Consider the following 16807-nt stretch of genomic DNA (forward strand, 5'->3'; position numbering starts at 1 on the left):
CTCCCTTCGCGGTTTAGGCCGTGGACCCGACGACGCCCTCGACCAGATAATTCATGCTTTCGAGCTCGATCGCGTCTTCGGCGTAGCTCTTGTCGGCAGCCACGACGGTGTCGCCCTTGTTGTCCTTCAACGGTCCCTTGAAGACCGAGAAGCCGCCCTTCATCATGTCGGCCTGCGTGGCTTCGAAGGCCTTGCGGCCCTCGGCGGAAACACCGGGGCCAAGCGCGCTCATCTTCACGAAGCCGTCCTTCAGGCCGCCACGCACGAAATTGCCGAGCTTTTCGCCGGCCTGCGCCTTCTTGACAAAGTCGCTGTAGACGTTGCCCCAGGCCCATTCGGCGCCGGTGAGGTATTTTTCAGGAGCAAGCGGGCTCTGGTTGGCGTGATAGCCGCAGACGAAGGCGCCGCGGCCGGCAGCCGTCTCGACGACCACTTTGGGGCTGTCGACGTGGCAGGTGATGACGTCGGCGCCCTGGTCGACCAGCGCATTGGTGGCTTCGGCCTCCTTGACGGCGAGCGACCATTCGCCGGTGAAAATCACCTGGCAGGTGATACCAGGATCGACTGTGCGCGCGCCAAGCAGGAAGGCGTTGATATTCTGCAGAACCTGCGGGATCGGCTTGGCGGCAACGAAGCCGATCTTCTTGCTCTTCGTCGCATGGCCGGCGGCAATGCCGTTCAGATACTGGCCCTGGAAGATATAGCCGAAGTAGGAGCCCGTATTGGCCGGGTTCTTGCCTTCCTGCCAGAGGCCGCCACAGTGGCGGAACTGGATGTCGGGATGTTTGGCGGCCACGGCCAGCATGTGTGGGTCGAAGTAGCCGAAGGAGGTCGGAAAGAGCAGGGTCGCGCCATCCAGGTTGATCATGGATTCCATCGTCTTCTGGACGTCGACGGTCTCCGGCACGTTCTCTTCTTCGACCAGCGTCACACCAGGCATCGCCTTGATGACGGCCGCACCTTCGGCATGCGCCTGGTTGTAGCCGTAGTCGTCCTTGGGGCCGACATAGATGAAGCCGACGGTCAGCGCGGTTTGGGCTGCGGCGGAGGAGGCGATCAGGCCCGGCATGGCGCCGGCAAGCGCACCGGCAGCGGAAGCCTGGAGAAATTTGCGGCGGTTCATGGAAAGGAGTTTGGTCATCGGAAATGCTCCTTGCGGCGCTGGGCCGGTTGTGAACGGGTACAGAAAAGTGCATGCAATGCACGTGCCAGAAATTAATCTGTTGTTTTTTATAGTTTATCCGTTCCAGTAAGATTTGCGCATTGCAAAGTGCATACAGATTGATCGAATTCTTGCGCAAAAAGTAATCAATAGATATTTCTTGTTCATTATGACTGCGTGGTTGGCACAAAGTCGAGTTACCCGAGGTATCTCGTGCATCAGAAAGCGAAAATTTAACAATATCTTCGCCCCCCGATTTGACTTATCGAGTCTCGAACGTCATCTGTATGCAGAGTATTGAGGTGAGCAGATTCGTATCGTGAAGCAGACTAGGCGCAGAGAAGTGATCCGTACCGGAACCACCGTCGAACAGATGGTGCGGGCGATTGCCGACATGATCGTCACGGGTGAAATCCTGCCGGGCGCGAAGTTGGACGAGGTGTCGCTCGCGGTTCGTTTCGACGTTTCGCGCACGCCGGTGCGCGAGGCTCTGCGTGAGCTGGGCGCCATGGGATTGATTGCGCGCGAGCCGAACCGCAGTGCCATCGTGACCAATGTCACCGAAGCCTATCTGCATTCGATGTTCGAGGCGATGGCGGAACTCGAAGCGATCTGCGCCAGGCTCTCGGCCGAGCGTATGACGGTCGATGAACGGCGCGCGCTGGAGTTGGAACATCGGGGATCGGTGAGGCTCGTGCATGCCGGCGCGGAAGAAGAATATTCGGCTCACAATACCGAATTTCACACCCGGCTTTATCACGGCGCGCATAATGATCATGTCTTCGAGATGGTGACCCAGACACGGGCGCGGCTCGCGCCTTTTCGGCGGGCGCAGTTCCGCCTGCCCGGGCGTCTGGCAAAATCCTATGAGGAGCACGGCCGGATCGTCACTGCGATCATGCGCGCGGACGCCGCCGCCGCGGGGCAGGCGGCATATTCCCATGTGGAAATTGTCAGCGATGCTAGCGCGGTCTTTGCAACGCCCGGGGAGTAAAAGGGGCGCGACGCCCGAAATCAGGCGCCGCTACGAAGGCGAGAAAACCACGACCGACAAACGCCGAGGTTATTTCCGGTCTCTACTCCGCCGCTTCGATGAAGCGGTGGCGTTCGTAGAGGAACTTCAGCACGGCTTCACGGCATTTGAGATATGTCCGGTCGGAGGCGAGTTCGATGCGATGGCGGGGACGGGGCATGGTCACATCGAGCACTTCGCCGATGCGGGCTGCCGGGCCGTTGGTCATCATCACGATGCGATCGGACAGCAGCACCGCCTCATCGACATCATGGGTGATCATCACCATCGTGTTGCCGAGGCGAGCGTGGATCTCCATCACCGCGTCCTGCAGATGAGCGCGGGTCAGTGCATCGAGCGCGCCGAAGGGTTCGTCGAGCAGCAGGATCTTCGGCTCCATTGCAAGCGCGCGGGCGATGCCGACGCGCTGTTTCATGCCGCCTGAAATTTCCGAAGGCCGCTTATCCCTTGCATGCGCCATCTGCACGAGGTCGAGGTTGGCCATCACCCACTCATGCCGCTCGGCCTTGGTCTTCGTTCGGCTGAAGAGTTTGGAGACGGCGAGATTGACGTTCTCGTAGACCGTCAGCCAGGGCAGCAGCGAGTGGTTCTGGAAGACGACGGCACGCTCCGGACCGGGTCCGTTGACCTCACGGTTTTCAAGGAGCACGGCGCCTGCCGAAACCGGGGTCAGGCCGGCGATGAGGTTGAGCAGGGTGGACTTGCCGCAGCCCGAATGGCCGATGATCGAGACGAATTCGCCTGCGGAAATCGTCAGGTTGATGTCCTTCAGGACCTCGGCGCGCACGCCGCCCCGATCGAAATGTTTGTCGATATGGTCGAGCTTCAGATAGGCGTTCATAGGTGCGTTCCTCAGTTGGCCATGGCGCCGCGGGTGATGAGTTTGCCGAGTGCTGCCACCAGCTTGTCGAGGGCGAAGCCGACGATGCCGATATAGGCGAGCGCGACGATGATGTCCGGAAGGCGCGACGAGTTCCATGCGTCCCAGATGAAGAAGCCGATGCCGACGCCGCCCGTCAGCATTTCGGCCGCGACGATGGCGAGCCAGGACAGGCCGACGCCGATCCTGAGGCCTGTGAAGATGTAAGGCGCTGCCGAAGGCAGCATGATCTTCCAGAAAAACTCGAACTGGTTGAGGCGCAGCACCTCGGCGACATTGCGGTAGTCCTGCGGGATATTACGCACGCCGACGGCGGTGTTGATGATCACCGGCCAGATCGACGTGATGAAGATCACGAAGATCGCCGAGGGGTTGGAATCCTGGAAGGCTGCGAGCGAAAGCGGCAGCCAGGCGAGCGGCGGAACCGTGCGCAGCACCTGGAAGATCGGATCGAGGCCACGCATCGCCCAGACCGACTGGCCGATGATCGCACCGATGATGACGCCTGTGACCGCGGCAAGCCCAAAGCCATAGAGAACGCGCTGCAGCGAAATGAGCACGCGCCAGCCGAGCCCGATATCCTGGGAGCCGTAGTTGAAAAACGGATAGGCGATCAGGTCATAGCTATCCTGCCAGACCCGATGCGGCGAGGGCAAAGACGCATCCGCCGACGAACAGAGCACCTGCCAGACGAGCAGGATGAGTGCCAGCACGACGACTGGCGGAACGACATTGCGAAGGGCGGTCAGTGCCGCTCGACGAAAATCGATCCGCGATCCGTGCTTGCCGGAAAATGGCAGAACCTTTGCCGCCAGCGTGGCAGAGGCGGCCGTGGAGGGATTTTCTTTATTTGCCAGGGCGGACATCAACGTGCTCCTCACGTGAATGAAAGGCCGGCGCGCCGTCGCGCGCCGGAGCGGGTCAGGAGACAGCCTTGATCGAAAGGCTGTCGAGATAGGCCGAGGGATTTTCAGGGTCGAAGACCTTGCCGTCGAAGAAAGTCTCCTTGCCGCGAGAAGACGATGCGGGAATATCGGCCGCCGCGACGCCGAGATCCTTGGCGGCCTCGCGCCAGATGTCTTCGCGGTTCACCTGGTTGACCAGCGCCTTGACGTCGGTGCTCGCCGGCAGATTTCCCCAGCGGATGTTTTCCGTCATGAACCAGGTATCGTGGCTCTTGAACGGATAGGAGGCGCCGTCTTTCCAGAACTTCATATAGAGGTCGGTGGCTTTGACATCGCGGCCGTTGCCATAATTGATGTCGCCCTTGAGGCGGCCGAGCACGTCCTTCGTCGGAACGTTGAACCATTGGCGCTTGCCGAGAATGTCAGCCATCTCCGCCTTGTTGTCCATGCTTTCGCACCACTGCTGCGCCTCCATGACGGCCATCAGCAGGGCCTTGGCAGCATTGGGATTCTGTTCGATCCAGTCGGCGCGCAGTCCGAGCGCCTTTTCAGGATGACCCTTCCAGAGTTCGCCGGTGGTGGCTGCGGTAAAGCCGATGCCCTGGTTGACGAGCTGCTCGTTCCACGGTTCGCCCACACAGAAGACGTCCATGTTGCCGACCTTCATGTTGGCAACCATCTGCGGCGGCGGCACGACGATGGTCGAAACGTCCTTGTTCGGATCGATGCCGCCGGCGGCGAGCCAGTAGCGAATCCAAAGGTCATGGGTGCCGCCCGGGAAGGTCATGGCGGCCTTGATCTCCTTGCCCTCCGCCTTCTTTTTCTCGAATGCCGCCTTCAGCTTGGAGGAATCCAGCTGCACGCCGGTGTCGGCATATTCCTTGGCGACGGAAATACCCTGGCTGTCGAGGTTGAGCCGCGCGAGGATAGCCATCGGCACCGGCTTATTGTTCTGCGTCACCTTGCCGGTATGCATGAGATAGGGGAGCGGCGACAGGATATGCGCACCGTCGATGCCGTTTGCTGCGCCGCCCAGCACGAGATTGTCGCGGGTCGCACCCCAGGATGCCTGTTTGGCCACATCCGTTTCCGGAAGGCCATGCTTGTCGAAAAAGCCCTTTTCCTTGGCGATGATCAACGGTGCGGAATCGGTGAGAGCGATAAAGCCGAGCTTGACACCCTGCACCTCAGGGCCTGCTCCGGCTGCGAAGGCGCCGGACGGAAAGGCAGCCTTGACGGCGCCGATGAGGGCAGCCGCTGCGGTCGTCTTAAGCATGCTGCGGCGGGTAATGCCGCTTGTCGAAATCCCAGTCTGCAAATTCTTTGTCATGCGCAGGTTCCCTCTGCTGGCTGAATCTGGACACAAAAAAACGCCGCCGGAAATTGCGTCCAGGGGATGGGAGTATCCCGGAGCAAAGACCTTGCGACGTCGGTGTCTAATGTAGGCGCTTATGCCGCGCCTATCCGCCCCGGTCGCCGTTGACCGATGCGCATCTGAACCTGCAATCAGCGTGCCAATTTCGAAAGGTGATGGTAACGGCATGAAGCAAAAGGAGAAATGCGAAGAATTGACGAATGCCTATTTCTTAGGCTTTGCTATTTTCTGCTTCTGCTTTGTGCGATTGCTAACGTAATCGCAGCCTTGGTAGCGCTCTATTTGTGCAGTGCACGCAATATGGAAGTCGCGATGACGCAGACCGCAGAGCGGATTCTGCCCACATTATTCGTCGGTATTTGCCGGCGGCAAAACTCAGGCGGGAAGGGCAAGTGGCGATTGCCTCGCCATCTTCATTGCAGCAAAGATACGAGGCCGTAGAACGCCGCGGATATTGCTGCAGCCGCCGGCATCGTGATGATCCAGGCGATCACGATGTTGCCGGCCAATCCCCAGCGCACGGCTGAGACACGACGAGCCGCGCCCACTCCGATGATAGCTCCGGTGATGGTATGCGTCGTCGAAACGGGAATACCGAGCCAGGTCGCTCCGAAGAGTGTCAACGCTCCGCCGGTCTCCGCGCAGAAACCTTGCATGGGGTTGAGCCGGGTGATCTTCGACCCCATGGTATGAACGATCCGCCATCCGCCAAAGAGCGTACCGAGAGCCATTGCCGACTGGCAGGTAATGACCACCCAGAAAGGCACGTAGAATGTCGGGCCAAGATATCCCTGGCTGAACAGGAGCACCGCGATGATGCCCATCGTCTTCTGCGCATCGTTTCCGCCGTGGCCCAGCGAGTAGAGCGAAGCGGATACGAACTGCATGATGCGAAATGTGCGATCCACCGCAAACGGTGTTTGCCGGACGAATAGCCAGGAGACTGCGAGCACCAGCACCAGGGCAAGCAGAAAGCCGATGGCTGGCGATACGAAAATAGCACCGACGGTTTTTAGAAGGCCGTTCCAGACGATCGAGTTGAAGCCCACCTTTGCGAGACCAGCCCCCACCAGCCCACCGACAAGCGCATGCGACGAGCTCGACGGAATCCCGAAAATCCAGGTGATGATATTCCAGATGATCGCGCCCATGAGTGCTGCGAAGATCACTTGTGGCGAAACGATCGCAGGATCGATGATGCCGGTCCCCAGTGTCTCGGCGACATGCAGGCCGAAGAACAGGAATGCGATGAAATTGAAGAACGCCGCCCAGGCGACGGCATATTGTGGCCGCAGGACGCGGGTCGAGACGATCGTGGCGATCGAATTGGCCGCGTCATGCAGACCATTGAGAAAGTCGAAGAACAGGGCGATAGCGACCAGGCCGACCAGCAGCGGCAGAGCGAGGGAGGCATCCATCAGACGTTCTCGATGAGAATGCCGCTGATTTCATTGGCGACATCCTCGAAGCGGTCGACGACTTTCTCCAGTTCTCCGTAGATTTCGCTTCCGATCATGTAGGCCATCGCATTGCCGCTGGCGCCATGACGCAAGAACAGATCCTTCAAACCCTGGTCGTAGAGCTCATCGGAACGTCCCTCCACTCGGGTGACTTCCTCCGCGATGGCCGTGAGACGCTGCGCATTGGCTCCCAATCTGTCGAGGAGAGGTATCGCTTCCGCGACAAGGTTTGCCGCCTTGACGATTTCGCTGCCCATCTGCTGCATGAGCGGATCGAAGCTCGATTGTTCGAACAAACGGATCGTCTTGACTGCCTTGTGCATCATGTCGATCGCATCATCCATCGACTGAATAAGGTCCTTGATGTCACCCCGGTCGAAGGGCGTGATGAAGCTTCGTCGAACGGCAAGAAGAACCTCACGCGTGACATCGTCGGCCTCGTTTTCCAATGTGACGATGCGTTCGCAGTTTTTCTCAACGTCATTGCCCTTCAGGAGTTGATCGAGGGCATGCGCGGCGGCAACGACAGTCTTCGAGTGCTTGGAAAACATCTCAAAGAATCTGTCTTCCCGTGGCATCAGCTTGCGAAAAATGCTCATCATGCCTGGGAACCTTCCTCGTGCGGCCGATTGTCATAAATCTGTCATAAACACGCCCAGGCAATTGAAGCAACAAGCAAATTCGGCAATTCATTCGTTATGACACCGAGCAAAAAAAGCAGGAAGCCTCGACCGGACAAATCCCAGCCACTGCTGCGGCAGCTCGCTGCTGTTCCTGAAACGCTGTTCGCCGGTGCATTCCGTCAACAATACGGCGCACTTTGCTTCCGCCACGGCGATGCCGGATCCGAGGTCGAAATCCTGGTGATCACATCGCGCGAGAGCGGGCGCTGGGTCATCCCGAAAGGGTGGCCGATGAAAGGGAAAAAGCCTTTCGAAGCAGCAGCAATCGAGGCCTGGGAGGAGGCAGGCGTGCGCGGGGTAGTGAAGAAGAAACCGGTCGGCCGCTATACCTATCTGAAAGAACTCGACAATGGCGATGTGGCGCCCTGTATCGTCGACATGTTTCAGATTGAAGTCACGGACATCAGCGGCAATTTCAAGGAGCGGGGTCAGCGTATTCTCGAATGGGTCAGCCCGGATGAAGCGGCACGCCGCGTTCGCGAGATCGAACTCAAGTCGCTGCTCGTCCAATTTGAAGCGCACGGCCGAAAAAAGCCTGATCTCGGCTGACCTTCTTCGCCGGCACGTTGCAGCGCCGCGCGTCTTTTATCGCTCGAATGGTTCGCCGAGCGAAGCAACGCCATTCAGTTTCAGCAGGCGGCGGTCGGCGGAGATGATGCCGAGCACGATGATCGTGACGAGATATGGCAGGCTCGAGAGCAGCTGCGAGGGAACGTCCAGTCCGGTTGCCTGGGCAGCAAGCCCCATCAGCGAGACCGCACCGAAAAGGCAGGCGCCGAGAAAGATGCGGCCGGTGAGCCAAGTCCCGAAGACGACGAGGGCAATCGCGATCCAGCCGCGCCCGGCGATCATCCCGTCGGCCCAGAGCGGTGTATAGACCACCGACGCATAGGCGCCGGCGAAACCAGCCATCGCACCGCCGAAGGCGATGGCGAGGACGCGGACTGATATCACCGAATAGCCGATGGCGTGAGCGGCCTTCGGGTTCTCGCCGACGGCGCGGACGATAAGACCAATCTTGCTGTAGGCAAATATCGCCCACAAAGCCAGCGTCGCGGCGAGTGAAATCCACACGACGATGTCCTGGACGAAAAGGCCACCGATAACCGGCAATTCCGAAAGCCCGGGAAGGGCGAGCTTCGGAAGTCCCCTGACCGTGAGGCTTTCATAGGTCTTGCCGAAAAGCGCGGAAAGGCCCTGGCCGAGAATGCCGATGGCAAGGCCCGCCGCCACCTGGTTTGCCCGGAATCCAAGGGTGACGAAGGCAAAGAGCAGTGAAAGGACAGCGCTGCCGAGCCCGGCGACGACGAATCCCAGGAGATGTCCGCCGCCCTGGTAGACGATAATGAAGGCGAGCACGGCACCGAAGGCCATCAATCCCTCGACCCCGAGGTTGAGGACGCCGGCGCGCTCGGCCACCATTTCGCCGAGGGCTGCCAGAAGAAACGGGGTCGCAGCCGCGAGCATGCCGGCAAGAATGAACTCGATGGCGTTCATGATGGGCTCCGGTGAGCGGCGCGGCGCCGTTCAAGGCGATAGCGCACGAAGGCGACGGCGATTAGGTAGGCGAGCAGCAGGCTGCCCTGGAAGACACGGACGGCAGCGATCGGCAGGTTGGCCGAGACCATGGCATTGTCGCCACCGATATAGATGACCGCCATGACCAGCGCCGAGACCACGATGCCGATCGGATGCAGGCCGCCGAGATAGGCGACGATGATGGCCGCATAGCCATAACCGCTCGCGACCGAACGCTGCAGCTGGCCGAGCGGACCGGCGACTTCGGCGGCACCGGCAAGACCGGCCGCAAAACCGCCGATCAGCAGCGAAAGCCAGATCGCCCAACCTTCCTTGAAGCCGGCATAGCCGGCAGCCCGCGGCGCCAGACCGCCGACCTGCAGCTTGTAACCGATGAAGCTCCTCTGCATGAAGACCCAGGCTGCAACAGACAAAGCGAGCGTGATGAGGAATGAGACATTGACGCGGGTACCGGCGATCAGGGTCGGCACCATCGCATCGTACTGAAACATCACCGACTGGGGGAAGTTGAAGCCATTCGGATCTTTCCAGGGGCCGAGCAGCAAATAGTTCAGCAGCTGCGCCGCAACGAGGCTCAGCATCAAAGAAACGAGGATCTCGTTGGCATTGAGGCGTACGCGCCAGAAGGCGGTGAGAGAAGCCCAGAGGGCGCCGCCGATGGCGCCGAGCAACAGCATCGCCGGCCAGATCCATTGGCCTGTTGCCTGGGGAAACCAGACCGGAATGGCAGAGGCGAAGATCGCGCCAAGAATGAACTGGCCTTCGGCGCCGATGTTGAAGACCTTGGCGCGAAAGCCGATCGCCAGTCCTTGGGCGATGAGCAGGAGCGGACCTGCCTTCAAAAGCACTTCCGAAAATGACGCCCAGGAAAGGAAGGGCTCAAAAAGCATCGCATAGACAACCGCGACAGGGTCGCGGCCCATCAAAACGTAGAGGCCGAGATTAAGTGTGATCGCTCCCCCGAGCGCTATGACAGGTGCGCACAGGGCCGCGGCAAGCGAGGCGCGCTCCCGGCGGACCAGGGTGGGAACGAAAGCAAGGGACCAAGCGCTCATATATGGACTTTCTCGGGCGAGGCTTGTGCCCCGATCATGTATCGGCCGATCTCCTCGGGCTTCGTGTCCCGCGTTGCGAGCGGCGGGCTGAGCCGGCCGTGATGCAGCACCTGGATGGAATCGCAGAGCTCGAACAGTTCTTCCAGCTCCTCGGAAATGACGAGGATCGCCATGCCCCGATTGCGCAATGCGACCAGACGGCTGCGGATGGCGGATGCGGCGCCGATATCGACGCCCCAGGTCGGTTGCGCCAGGAAAAGCAATTTGGGAGACAGCATGATTTCGCGACCAACGATGAACTTCTGCAGATTGCCGCCCGACAGGGTGCCAGCTTCCGCATCCGGGCCGGGAGTGCGCACATCATACTGGCGGATGCAATCATCGGTGAACGACGTCGCCCGCCCCCTGTCGACGAGACCGTGCCGCAAAAGCTTGAGCGGATGGGCCGTCAGCAGGCTGTTGAGGACGAGCGACATTTCGGGCACGGCGCCGCGTCCGAGCCGGTCTTCCGGAACGAAGGCAAATCCGAGCGTCCGCCGCGCGGCGGCATCGAGCCTGCCGACATCCATCCCCATCATGTAGATCCGGTCGCGTTGGTCGCGCCCCAGCACCGTCTCGCCTGAAATTAACGCGGCAAGCTCGCCTTGGCCGTTGCCCGAAATACCGGCGATCCCGAGGATTTCGCCGGCACGAACCTCGAGGCTGATGCCGGAGAGCGGCACCGCGAAGGGATCGTCGGGCTGATAGTCCAAACCGATGATCTCCAGCCGCTTTTCGCCACCAGACAGTGGCAGCGCCGCCATCGGCGCCGGCATGTCATGGCCGATCATCATGCGGGCAAGGTCATGGGCATCATGTTCACGCGGGTCGACATCCCCGGTTACGCGTCCGCCGCGCAGGATCGTCGCCCGGTCGCAGATCGCCCGGATTTCTTCGAGCTTGTGGGAGATCAACAGGATGGAAACGCCGCCGTCGCGCAGTCGTCGCAGCGTGTCGAAGAGCTTCTCCACCAGTTGCGGCGGCAGGACGGAGGTGGGCTCGTCGAGGATCAGCAGTTTCGGGTTGGTCATCAGGCTTCGGATGATCTCCACCCGTTGCCGCTCGCCGACGGACAGCGCATGCACATGGGCAAGCGGGTCGACTTCGAGGCCGAATTCCCGTCCAAGCGTCCGAATGCGTTCCTTGAGCTCAGCCTTGCGGCCCGGCACGACCAGCCGAATATTCTCCAGGACGGTCAGGGTCTCGAACAGCGAGAAATGCTGGAAGACCATGCCGATACCGTGGCGCCTTGCCTCGGCAGGGGAGGCAAGGCGCAAGGGTTCTCCTTCCCAGACGACCTCTCCGTCGTCCGGTTGCTCGACGCCGTAGATCAGCTTCATCAGCGTCGATTTTCCCGCCCCGTTTTCCCCGAGGATCGCATGGATCGATTGCGACGCCACGTCCAGATCGATGGCCTGATTGGCATGGATCTGGCCGTAGCTCTTCGAAATGCCGCGCAGCGACAGGAGCGGGGTGGTCATGACTTATTTCGGCAGCGGCGTGGACACGCCCTTGACGTGCCAGTTCATGGCGATGATCTCGGGGTCGGCCATGGTTACGCCCGATGCGACACCTTCACTGCCGTCGGCCTTGGCGATCGGCCCGGTGAAGGGCGAGAAACTGCCGTCGGCGATCTTTACCTCGATCTCCTTGATCTTGGTCATCACGTCAGCCGGAATATCCGGGTTCCAGTCGACCACTTCGACGACCTTGTCGGCAACGCCGAGGAACGTATTGGCGCCCTTGAACGTGCCGGCGAGGTGGGCATCGACCGAAGCCTTGAAGAACGGCGACCAGTCCGTCGCGATACAGCCGAGATAGGTCTTCGGCGCATATTTCTTCATCGAGGAATTGAGATTGAAGGCGTAGACGCCGGCTTCCTCACAGGCCGAGATGACAGACGGCGTGTCCTGGGCGTTGGAGAAGATCACGTCGCACTTCTGCGCGATCAGAGCCTTGGCGGCTTCTTGCTCCTTGGCCGGATCGAACCATGAGTTCACCCAGACCACCGAGACCTCGATATCGGGTTTGACGGCCTGGGCGCCGAGCGTAAAGGCGTTGATCGAGGTAATGAGCTCAGGGATGGCAAAGGCGGAGACAGAGCCGAGCTTGCCGGTCTTGGAAAGTGCTGCCGCAGCCATGCCGAGCAGGTAGGTACCCTGGAAATATTTGGCGGCGAAGGGCGAGAAGTTCGGAGCGACCTGGAAGCCGGAGGCGTGCAGGACCGTGACGCTCGGATCGCGGCGGGCGATCTGCAGGGCGCCGTTCTGATAGCCGAAAGAGCCGGCGATCAGGAACTTGTTTCCGTCGGCGACGGTCTTGTTCATGATGCGGTCGGCGTCCGGGCCTTCCGCGATATTCTCAAGCACGGTGACCTTCACCTTGTCGCCGTAAGCGGCCTTGATCGGCTCGAGACCGGCGGCAAGCGCATGCCCCCAGCCAACGTCGCCGACGGGCGAGGGGATTACCAGCGTGATGCCGAGCGGCTCGTCGGCCGCCAAAGCAAGGCGGCTGCCGAGTACGCCGGCAAGGCCGGTGGCGGCAGCGGCCGTCATCAGGTTTCTGCGGGTCAGTTTGGTCATGTTCTCAGTTCCCTCTTTTGGTTTTTTAAAATTCCACGGCGGATAGTGCGGCCTCGGCATCGGCTGACAGCTTGGCTTCGTCGAGCCCGGGAAATTCGCCCTTCTGCCAGACGATGCGGCCATTGATCATGGTCATGTCAGTCGCCATACCGATACCGACGCGGGCAATCAGGCTCAGCGGATCGTGCCGCGTGCCAACATAATCCATACGGCGGGTGTCGATCACAAACAGGTCGGCGGCCATGCCGGGCGCCAGCCGGCCGATATCGCGTCGGCCGAGCAGACTGGCACCCCCTGTCGTGCCGTAGCCGAGGAAATCGACCGGCGGCGGCACGGGATGGGCGCGGCCGGAGGCGACGAGGCATTGCAGCATGTAAGCGGAATGCAGGCAGTGCATCAGGTTGGAATTGTCGTTGGAGGCAGCACCGTCGCAGCCGAGGCCGACGCGCAGGCCGAAGGCTGCCATGGCGGGAATGTCGGTGACCTCAGCGCCGACCAGATAGACCGGTTCCGGGCAATGCGCGACACCGGTGCCGCTGGCCGCCATCTTCCTGAGCTCGTCGTGGGTCAGCTCCCAGCAATGGGCATAGAAGGTATCAGGCCCGGCAAAGCCAAGTTCTTCCAGATAGTCGACCGTGCGCATGCCGTGGCGCGCCTGAATGACCGGGCTTTCGCCTTCGCCGACATGGGTATGCATCATGACGCCGCGATCGCGCGCCAGTGCCACCGATTCCAGGAAAGTCTCGCGGTAGCAATTGACCGGCTGACAGGGGGCGACCACGACCTGGCGCATGCTGAAGGGGCTGGTATCGTGATAGGTGTCGATCAGCCGGGCGCAGTCAGCGATGAATTCGTCGGTCGTTTCCAGCATCTCGTCGGGAATGGTCGAGCCTTCCGACTTCGGCAGGGTATTGCCGCCGCGGCCGGCATGGAAACGCATGCCGAGCAGTTCGGCCGCTTCGAACTGGCGGTCGATCAACCGCTTTCCGGCGTGCCGGGGGAAATTGTACTGATGATCCAAGGCTGTGGTGCAGCCGTGCTTGACCATCTCGGCCATCGCCGTGACGGAGGAGTGGTAAAAGCATTCCTCGTTGAGCTGCGAAAAGATCGGGTAGATGCGGTCCAGCCACTCGATCACCGAGAGCTTCGTCCAGTCGAGATCGGCGCGGTTGCGCACGAAGCACTGGAAGAAGTGATGGTGGGTGTTGACGAGACCCGGATAGACAAACCAGCCCGCAGCATCCTGAACGGTCGTGCCGGCAGGCAGTGCGTCCGCCGCCAGATTTTCGCCGATCGCCAGGATCGCCGGACCGTTGGTAAGGAGATCGACATTGCGATGGACGGCCGGTCCCTTGCCCTCGTCGACAATCACGGCTGCGCAGTTCTTCAGGAGATAGCCAGCCATGTCACGCCTCGCCCGGTTCGATATGAGGTTCGGGCTTCAACTCGTGCAGCCGGTGGATACCAGGCATTTCGATAAATTTGTCGAGGGCGCGCAGCGCCCGCGACCAGAGCCGGATCGCGGGATAAGCATCCAGCGTAACGCCGCCATCGGGAGCCAGTGCCACATAGGGAAAGCAGGCGATGTCGGCAATTGTCGCCCGGTCGGCGGCGAGGAAGCGCATGCCGCGAAGGCCCTGCTCGACAAGCCCAGCTTCAAGCTCGCGAAGCGCGGCGATGCCCTGGGCCTGCAGCGCGCCGATATCGCCCGGCCGCAACAGCATTTCATGGAGTCGCGCTGCCCCGAGGCTTGCCGTCAGCCGGCCGGAGAACGACAGCCATTGCTGCACCCGCGCCGCTTCCTCGGCCTTACCACTGCCGAGCCATTCGGGTGCTGCCTTGGCGGCGAGATAGACGAGGATCGCCGACGATTCCGTCAGGATCAGATCCCCATCTTCCAGGATCGGAATGGAGCCTGCCGGGTTGAGCGCAAGCAGCTCGGGGCCGCGATGCTCGGCGCCGGGATGGAAATCCACCGGGCGCAGGTCAAGCTTCACGCCGGTCAGCGCCGCCATCAGGCGCACCTTGTAGCAACTGGGCGAGAGAATGTAGTCGTAGAGCTTCATTGCGCCACCAGCTGTGCGCCGTAGGTATAGTTGTGGCGCTTCAGCCAGCGCCGGTAAGCGATCGATGTCAGATCGGCCCGCGTCGGAATTTCCATGCCGGGGTCGAGCGGCAGCAGCCGCGGGATCTGGTTTTCGAGGATCGAACGGTCCTGCAGAAAGATCGTCTGCTGGAAATGAATGAGGTCGGTCATCGCGGTTTCGTCGTCGAAGAGCGCCATCCACGGCCAGACGTCGCAGAGGTCTTCGGCCAGCGGCTGCACGAAGAGCGTGATGACATCCCATTCGCTCGGGCGCGGCGGGCAGGTCTTGTAAAGTACGGAGCAGGTGGGCGCCGGCACGCGGTACATGTATTCCGTCGTGATCCCGCCGCTTGCCGACTTGGCGGCCTGCGGCTGGTAGAATTTCACCTGCGTTGCCCAGACCTCGTCTTCCTCCTCGCGGATCTCGACCTTGTAGTTCTGGACCTCTGTATGCGGCTCCGCGCCGAGAATATCGGTGTGGACGAAGGGGAAATGGGCGATATCGAGGAAGTTCTCGACGGCGCGCAGCGGCGAGCAGCGCACCCGCACCACGCCGACATCGACGAAGCGGCGACCGGGCTGATCTGCCTCGGGAATGGGGAAAAGGTCCTTCTTCGGCTGGCCGAGGGAGGACCAGACATGACCGTAACGCACACGCACCGGCAGAACGCGGCCATCGCCGCCCGTCACCCTCGCATTGCCATCGGCATCGCGCGCCACGTCGATCGGCTCGCCCATCAGCGCCGTCTTGCGGCTGGCGCTGTCGAGCTGGCTGAAAAGCCCGACCGGATACCATTCATCGATCATCGCCTGCATGGTCATTGCGCGATCTCCTTTTTCTGAAGACCCTCAGCCCGGCGGCGCAGGCTTTCGGCGGCCCGTGAAGCGCCGATGCCCGCAGCAAGGCCGGTGTCACCCTTCAGCAGCACATGGATCAGCGTCTGTCCGTCTTCTTGGGCGGATAATAGCAGACAGATGGTCCCGGTGGATGCATCGAACTCGACAAGACCATCAGGGCTCGCCTTGCCGCCGGCCGCCGCCTCGATCGCGGCGATGCCGGCGAACGCCGTCAGCGAGCGCAGGGGAATGAGGCCCTCGAGCCCCGGCGGCTTCGATGCGGGCGTGCCCACGGCCACCCAGATCACGCTGTCCGCTTCCTCGACATCATGGGTGGCGACGCGGATGGTTTCCGGTGGTGTCAGCCCCGGATGGGCGGGGATGCGGAGACAGTTTCCGGCCTGGCCATAGCTCCACCCGTGATAGATGCAGGAGAGCGCCTCGCCGCGCACGAAGCCGTGAGACAGGCGCATGCCGCGATGCGGACAGCGATCCGCCGATGCCGATATGCGCCCCGAAGCGCTGCGCCACAGGGCAATCGATCCGGCTGCCGTCCGCACCGGCATGACGGTTCCGGCCGGCAAATCCCGGGAGAGGGCGACTGGCGTCCAAAAGCCCGTCGTATCGGAAGGCATGACTAGAATTCCCAAACAAAACCAAATGCTTGCCGATCAAGTCCCACGTCGGCGCCGAGGCAATTCCGCCGCAACCTTATCAGGTTTGCATAATTATTTCGCATTGGCAACATTGAGTAAATAATATGCACGGGTGAAATACGCCACAGCCCGGACTAGGTCCTTTCGCCGCTGATCGTCGTTCGATCTATCCTCTCGACCCACACGTCGATAGGCCCGAGAGAGCATCCCATCTCCATCATGTCGATCAGCTCTTCCGGCCCAGCAACCTCAAGTTCGATCCGCATGGAACTCGCATGAGATATGGTGTGCGAGAGCCCAAGCTTGGCAGCGTGGCGCCGGATCCAGGGAACGAAGGAGGCAGCCTCGAGATCACCGACAATCGTCATCCGCTCCAGGGGGTGGCTGGTATCTTGTTCTGTCATGAGGATTGTTCGACCTCGCCTCGCCTCGCCTCGCCTTGCCTTGCCGCACCATAGCGCCTGATTGAACTTACGAAAGAAGTTATCGCAAGGCGAGGATATGCGCCGCGGCAG

Annotated in this window: 17 protein-coding genes; 2 read left to right on the plus strand and 15 right to left on the minus strand. The window is 61.1% G+C overall.

What is annotated here, in order from left to right; translation table 11 throughout:
- Positions 1 to 13: 13 nt before the first annotated feature.
- The gene (locus G9X67_RS26655; protein ID WP_138390099.1) at positions 14 to 1141 is read right to left on the minus strand and encodes a BMP family ABC transporter substrate-binding protein; all 1128 of its coding nucleotides are present in this window, start codon (positions 1139 to 1141) and stop codon (positions 14 to 16) included.
- A 340-nt stretch (positions 1142 to 1481) separates the two neighbouring features.
- Between G9X67_RS26655 and G9X67_RS26660 the strand changes: the two genes are divergently transcribed.
- Entirely contained in the window at positions 1482 to 2156 is a 675-nt protein-coding gene (locus G9X67_RS26660) for a GntR family transcriptional regulator (protein WP_138390098.1), read from the plus strand.
- A gap of 82 nt (positions 2157 to 2238) precedes the next feature.
- Here G9X67_RS26660 and G9X67_RS26665 read toward each other — a convergent pair whose 3' ends face one another.
- The 5 genes from G9X67_RS26665 to G9X67_RS26685 form a co-directional block, all read right to left on the minus strand.
- On the minus strand, positions 2239 to 3036 hold the full coding sequence (locus G9X67_RS26665; RefSeq protein WP_011654373.1) for an ABC transporter ATP-binding protein: 798 nt from the start codon (positions 3034 to 3036) through the stop codon (positions 2239 to 2241).
- Between the two features lie 11 nt (positions 3037 to 3047).
- A complete protein-coding gene (gene ntrB / locus G9X67_RS26670) occupies positions 3048 to 3941 on the minus strand; it encodes a nitrate ABC transporter permease (RefSeq protein WP_062944033.1) in 894 nt (297 codons plus the stop codon).
- A gap of 55 nt (positions 3942 to 3996) precedes the next feature.
- Positions 3997 to 5310, minus strand: a complete 1314-nt coding sequence (locus G9X67_RS26675; protein ID WP_171600086.1) for a CmpA/NrtA family ABC transporter substrate-binding protein — start codon at positions 5308 to 5310, stop codon at positions 3997 to 3999.
- Between the two features lie 458 nt (positions 5311 to 5768).
- Positions 5769 to 6773, minus strand: a complete 1005-nt coding sequence (locus G9X67_RS26680) for an inorganic phosphate transporter (RefSeq protein ID WP_138390096.1) — start codon at positions 6771 to 6773, stop codon at positions 5769 to 5771.
- Complete coding sequence (locus G9X67_RS26685) at positions 6773 to 7417, minus strand: DUF47 domain-containing protein (protein ID WP_017958149.1); 645 nt, start codon at positions 7415 to 7417, stop codon at positions 6773 to 6775. The genes G9X67_RS26680 and G9X67_RS26685 overlap by 1 nt, the downstream gene beginning before the upstream one ends.
- A gap of 96 nt (positions 7418 to 7513) precedes the next feature.
- Here G9X67_RS26685 and G9X67_RS26690 point away from each other — a divergent pair, with 96 nt between their 5' ends.
- Entirely contained in the window at positions 7514 to 8047 is a 534-nt protein-coding gene (locus G9X67_RS26690) for an NUDIX hydrolase (RefSeq protein WP_171600087.1), read from the plus strand.
- A gap of 36 nt (positions 8048 to 8083) precedes the next feature.
- Here G9X67_RS26690 and G9X67_RS26695 read toward each other — a convergent pair whose 3' ends face one another.
- The 9 genes from G9X67_RS26695 to G9X67_RS26735 form a co-directional block, all read right to left on the minus strand.
- Positions 8084 to 8995 carry an ABC transporter permease gene (locus G9X67_RS26695; protein WP_138390093.1) on the minus strand — a complete coding sequence of 304 codons (912 nt, stop codon included), beginning with the start codon at positions 8993 to 8995 and terminating at the stop codon, positions 8084 to 8086.
- Positions 8992 to 10092, minus strand: a complete 1101-nt coding sequence (locus G9X67_RS26700; protein ID WP_138390092.1) for an ABC transporter permease — start codon at positions 10090 to 10092, stop codon at positions 8992 to 8994. Before G9X67_RS26700 ends, G9X67_RS26695 begins: the two co-directional genes overlap by 4 nt.
- Positions 10089 to 11612: an ABC transporter ATP-binding protein gene (locus G9X67_RS26705; protein WP_138390091.1), complete on the minus strand. Its 1524-nt coding sequence runs from the start codon at positions 11610 to 11612 to the stop codon at positions 10089 to 10091. Before G9X67_RS26705 ends, G9X67_RS26700 begins: the two co-directional genes overlap by 4 nt.
- A 3-nt stretch (positions 11613 to 11615) precedes the next feature.
- Entirely contained in the window at positions 11616 to 12713 is a 1098-nt protein-coding gene (locus tag G9X67_RS26710; RefSeq protein WP_138390090.1) for a BMP family ABC transporter substrate-binding protein, read from the minus strand.
- Positions 12714 to 12738: 25 nt separating this feature from the next.
- Positions 12739 to 14118, minus strand: coding sequence for an amidohydrolase (locus G9X67_RS26715; protein WP_138390089.1), 1380 nt, complete (start codon positions 14116 to 14118; stop codon positions 12739 to 12741).
- 1 nt (position 14119) lies between these two features.
- Positions 14120 to 14779 carry a glutathione S-transferase family protein gene (locus G9X67_RS26720; protein ID WP_171600088.1) on the minus strand — a complete coding sequence of 220 codons (660 nt, stop codon included), beginning with the start codon at positions 14777 to 14779 and terminating at the stop codon, positions 14120 to 14122.
- Entirely contained in the window at positions 14776 to 15621 is an 846-nt protein-coding gene (locus G9X67_RS26725; RefSeq protein WP_171600089.1) for an aromatic ring-hydroxylating dioxygenase subunit alpha, read from the minus strand. Before G9X67_RS26725 ends, G9X67_RS26720 begins: the two co-directional genes overlap by 4 nt.
- Positions 15618 to 16271 carry a Rieske (2Fe-2S) protein gene (locus tag G9X67_RS26730; RefSeq protein ID WP_171600090.1) on the minus strand — a complete coding sequence of 218 codons (654 nt, stop codon included), beginning with the start codon at positions 16269 to 16271 and terminating at the stop codon, positions 15618 to 15620. Before G9X67_RS26730 ends, G9X67_RS26725 begins: the two co-directional genes overlap by 4 nt.
- A 155-nt stretch (positions 16272 to 16426) precedes the next feature.
- A complete protein-coding gene (locus G9X67_RS26735) occupies positions 16427 to 16696 on the minus strand; it encodes an acylphosphatase (RefSeq protein ID WP_171600091.1) in 270 nt (89 codons plus the stop codon).
- Positions 16697 to 16807 lie beyond the last annotated feature (111 nt).

It is taken from the genome of Rhizobium sp. WYCCWR 11152, assembly GCF_013087615.1.
Classification (GTDB): domain Bacteria; phylum Pseudomonadota; class Alphaproteobacteria; order Rhizobiales; family Rhizobiaceae; genus Rhizobium; species Rhizobium indicum.